The 4792-nt window shown below is 37.1% G+C and carries 3 protein-coding genes; 1 reads left to right on the forward strand and 2 read right to left on the reverse strand.

Annotated elements, in window-relative coordinates:
* Nucleotides 1-705 precede the first annotated feature (705 nt).
* Nucleotides 706-2025 (forward strand): IS1380 family transposase, encoded by a 1320-nt coding sequence (locus tag ACYQ2O_RS10590; RefSeq protein ID WP_459770311.1) that lies wholly within the window; start codon nucleotides 706-708, stop codon nucleotides 2023-2025.
* A gap of 249 nt (nucleotides 2026-2274) precedes the next feature.
* Here the strand turns inward: ACYQ2O_RS10590 and ACYQ2O_RS10595 are convergent, their stop codons facing one another.
* Both ACYQ2O_RS10595 and ACYQ2O_RS10600 read right to left on the reverse strand, forming a co-directional pair.
* A complete protein-coding gene (locus ACYQ2O_RS10595) occupies nucleotides 2275-2529 on the reverse strand; it encodes a hypothetical protein (RefSeq protein ID WP_459796585.1) in 255 nt (84 codons plus the stop codon).
* A 110-nt stretch (nucleotides 2530-2639) separates the two neighbouring features.
* A complete protein-coding gene (locus ACYQ2O_RS10600; protein ID WP_459796587.1) occupies nucleotides 2640-4511 on the reverse strand; it encodes a glycosyl hydrolase family 95 catalytic domain-containing protein in 1872 nt (623 codons plus the stop codon).
* Nucleotides 4512-4792 lie beyond the last annotated feature (281 nt).

Here is a 4792-nt window from a genome sequence, read left to right on the forward strand (position 1 = left end):
ACCCTTGTGACCTTAACTGAAACCATTCAAGTGTTTGTCAAGGGCAAATGCGGCTCCGATTGGTATAGTCAGTGGGCCTTCACCACCTTTAATTTTTAGTTTTCATAAAAAATTTGACAGTTCCAAAAGTTAGTCATTTACTCTAACTTTTGGAGGGATTTTTATTGTCTTTAATATACGACTTAAATTAGAAAAGCAAACTCTTCGATGATTTTTTGTTCTAAGGATACACCGTTTTACTTCATTAATTGTTTGGCGGCAGTTAACCTAGGTGGTGGGCCACAGACTGGCCAAGTAGCTTTTTCATACATTTCTTCTAGATTTTCATCTGCAATGTTTCAAAGGTAAATTGTATTTAGTATTTACAGTTACCACCTTGCTCTAAAGCATCTACAATTATTGGCCTTTTATTTATAGCTTTAAGCAAACTAATCGCATTTGTTGGCCTTTCCTCTAATACAACTAGTAGCACATCATTATAAAATCTTTAAATAGAGTCCATCAGTAACTACTCTTTTCGATTCTTAAATAACTTAATTATCAGTTACAGTCCTGAATAATTCATAGTTTTTCTAAAAATGCTCTTAATCGTTGATTTGAACAACTTTATTTTAAATTACTTCATCACCCATTAGGTGATGAAAAAAGAACCACTTTCTGATATGGTTACTTCACTACAAACAACCATAGAAAGGGGTTCTCTCAGTGGTTACTTTACAAGAAAATGCCGTGAAATTCAACAATAACTTAATCGTTTCTCATGATGGTGGTCGTTTATCAAGTGATTCTGGCTTAGTACTAATCGATGAGTTAATGGATGCTTTTAAATTTACTCAGCTCTCTGAAGACATTGTTACATTTAATGACAGTCGTAAATATTGGACGCATACGAATCATAAGATTTTGAAACAGATAATTCTACAATTTATAGGTGGTTATAATACTGATTCTGCTGCAAATATTTTACAGCATGATCCGGTATTACAGACGTTATCAATTGATGAGCCGTTGGCTTCTCAATCATCCATTTCTCGATTATATGATCGTGTAGAAGGTGAGACAATTAAGACGCTTCAAGTATTCAATCAAGCGTTAATTGACAAAGCCCGTCTGGTTCGCAACGATACAAATATGATTATTGATTTAGATTCTACCCATTCGGATACCTTTGGTCATCAAGAACAAACTGCTTACAACGCCCATTATGGAACGAATTGCTACCATCCTTTAGTGGCATTTGACGGCTTGACTGGCGACTTTTTAAAAGCCAAGCTTCGATCAGGAAATCAATACACTTCCAACGGGGTCAAAGAATTTCTTGAACCGTTATTGGAACATTATAACCAAACGATTCCAACCACTGATATTCTCGTTCGTGGAGACAGTGGTTTCGCGACACCGGATGTTTATGATTTATGCGACTTATACGAAAATCAGTATGTCATTCGGCTAAAGGCCAATAGGAATTTATATCGTTTAGCGGAAGAGTTTGTGTTCTATGATAACCATCATCCTTGGGATGAAAAAGAAGTCTATTATCATTCGGTTTCCTACCAAGCAGCTTCATGGTTCAAACCGCGTCGAGTGTGTATTCGTTCAACTCGAGAAGTAGGCGAACTCCTTTTTAAGCATTCCTTTATTGTCACGAATTTCTCAGAAAACATCTCAGCTAAAAGAGTGTTTGAAACCTACAATAAATGCGGTACCATGGAAAACTACATTAAAGAAGCCAAGAACAGCTTCTTCTTTGATAAAACAGATAGTCCCAGATTCATTGAAAACGAGGCCCGCATGATGATTAGCCTGTTGGCGTACAATCTGGTTAACTTCTTACGCACCTTGTGTTTTGAGCCAAAATCGAAAGGACTCCAAGTGGACACAATCCGTTTCCATCTATTCAAAGTGGCTGGAAAACTAGTCAGCACTGCAAGACAAATGTATTTAAAACTATCGATTTCTCATGTTCACCAACGAGAGTTTTATGCCGTATTCAGGAAAATCCAAAGGGTTCGGCAACACATTTAAAGAACCTGGTTTATTAAAAAGAATTTAAATGGCCTAGGGAGAAGTGCGCCCAAAATTTGAGTTTGAAAAGTAAAAAGTCTCAAAATAATTAAATAGACCGAAAAAAATTAAATAATTAGGATAGAAAATGGAAAACGATAAAGAAAATATAACAATATTTAAAAACAGCCTCTGAAATTAGAGGTATGAATTATTCAGGATAAGGCTTATTTTTTAATTTTTTCTTCACTCTGTTCAGCTCCTACTGCCTCATTGTTTGCTGGGAATTCTAACAGGCTCATTTGCTTTCAAATTTACTTCTATAAAAGATGGTGTGTCTTCTTCTATCGGTTTAAATACGTCTGGTAATTGAATAGTCAGAGTATTCGAACGTTTAGAGGTCAGTTCTAATTCAAATGTATGATTGGGTATGTCCCATGTAAAACGCTCGACTTTGATGGTATTCGGCAATCTAATGCCTTTAAGTGTACCTTTTTTCAGCCAAGAGGGGATAGCTTTAAACAAAGTTATTACACCCGGTTCTTCTGAATAAATTAAGGCATCGTGTATGACTTTAGGAAAAGACCCGTTGGCATCCACATTAAAGACAGTCTGATGATTATAGTGGCTTGTAGCTAATGACGGAAAAAAGACTGATTCATGACAAGTGCTCCTAGTGCTTTTTCCAGGTCTTCTGATCGTTCCATTGCGATTGCACACATCGCTGCATGCATTCTCCCATGTGAAGACGAGGTATCTCCATCATCTCTCAACAACCACGCTTCAAGTCGCTTATCAAATGCTTTATGTGCAGCTTTCCATAAGCCCGGCTGATCCGCAGTAATCTCTTTTGTCTGAAAAACTGGATACAAGTTTGAAAAATGTCGATGGTTGGGATTTTCTTCAGCTGATTCGTCTATCCACTCCTTCAGCACACCTTCTTCATCGATCATGTATGCCGGAAGCCTGTTTTCTATCCTGTCATATTTATCCGGAACATCCATTCCTAAATCCTTATAAGCATTCTTTATATAGCTGAGCGTTGCTTTTACAACAGCTACATCCATTGTAGAATTATTACCCATTCCGTTTTCTGCTGAATAGCTGGGTCTGAATACAGCTGTATCATCCTCATATTCAATAAAATCTTCATAAAACAGTAGAGTCTCTTCATAAAAAGGCAAGGCAACTTTTTTCAGAAAATCTATGTCTTGTGTATAGTCATAGTATTCATTGTAGAAATGAGCTAACCATCCTGCACCAGCTGTCCAGAAGATAAGCGGCCATTCTTTATTCCAGTGAATATGTAAGGCACGCGTACTGGCATGTACAGGTACTAAAAACCCTCTGCAGCTATAATAGCATTGCGCATTTTTTCTGAAATCTTCTTCATATGCTTTTACGGTATTGAATAAGCAGGAAAAGTTTTCAAACAAGCCCAGACTTGCCAGAGATGCAATAGCTAACTGTACATTCGTGTCAAAAGTAAAATCACCGCTCCATGGTGGATTAAAGTCTCCACTCCATATTCCCTGCAGGTTTGGAAGTGCCGGTCCTGACATGGACTGAATGAAATAACGACTTGCATCGTACAGTTTTTCATACAGACTAACAGGAATGCTCTCTTCTGATTCAAGCAGTTCCACTAAGTCTTCGTAACTTTTATTTCTGTCAGTGTCTTTGCATAAACTCAGAGACACTTGATTGTACTGATTGCGATGGAAATCAATATGTTCTTTTTCAATATCCTCAAATGTACCGATGGCTGCAGCTTGATCGGAATTGACAGCCACTTTCATTCTTAATCTAGTTGCTTTCTTGAGTGAGAAGGTATTGTCTTCTGCAGTGAACTCACCATCTGTATCCCACTCTATGAATACTTTGTAATAACTGTCATTAAAATAAGTATACACTGCTTCAAGCTTACTTTTAGCTGTCAGCTGACTTCTCTGGGAAAGCAAGGAGTGGTCAAATTCTTTTAATGAAAATTCCATCGAAAACATATCGTCACTCTTCAGTTCAAGATATAAAGCGTTCTCTTTTTTTGATGCAAACATTTTTTTACTGAATTCCTGACCATTTTCAGTCGAAAAGGCTTCACAGATTATACCCGTCTCGTAATCAAGTGATCTTATGTATCTTGATGTAGGATTGGCGACTGAAGGGGTGATGGAGAATACGATCTCGCCTCCTGGATGGAAAAGGTCACTCATTGTCAGCCCGTCATACCCCTTGTCAATTGCTTCTTTTTCAAAAAACTCAATACCTTTTTGATATCCCTGTTCTTTTATTGTACGTCTTAAGTCGTTAAGACAATTAGAAATATCCGGTATACTATCCATCTGATCAGATTTTAAATACAGTGAATGATGATTTACAACTATGTTAAACTGTGTACTACCTCCGTATAATATACCTCCCGTTTCACCATTCCCAACGAAATAGCCATCTTGCCATTTATCAGAAGTTTTCCTGCTCCAGACTCCTTTTTCAGGTTTCTCAAACATCAGTCATCCTACTTTCCGCACTGTAAACGCTTTATTTTTACAGCATTATAGCACAGCTTTTTTTCTTGCAATACATGTTTTTATAGATAGATTGCAGTAAATTCTTGCCTTTGGCTTATATTGTACCAATAATTTTGTATGTAGATAAGTGTAAACTCAAGTTTCGCACCCTAATAAATGCTTCACAATCCTATCGGATTAACCCTCACCAAAGAAATTACGCAGCAATTTGTTCTTGGTTTGACTGATTTCCAATCAAAATTTCTTTGAATGCCGCCGGT

The organism is Alkalibacterium sp. m-11, from assembly GCF_054658155.1.

What these genes read in the sequence shown, in the direction of transcription:
- ACYQ2O_RS10600 (WP_459796587.1), bottom strand. Translation starts at nt 4,511, where the DNA reads ATGTTTGAGAAACCTGAAAAAGGAGTCTGGAGCAGGAAAACTTCTGAT.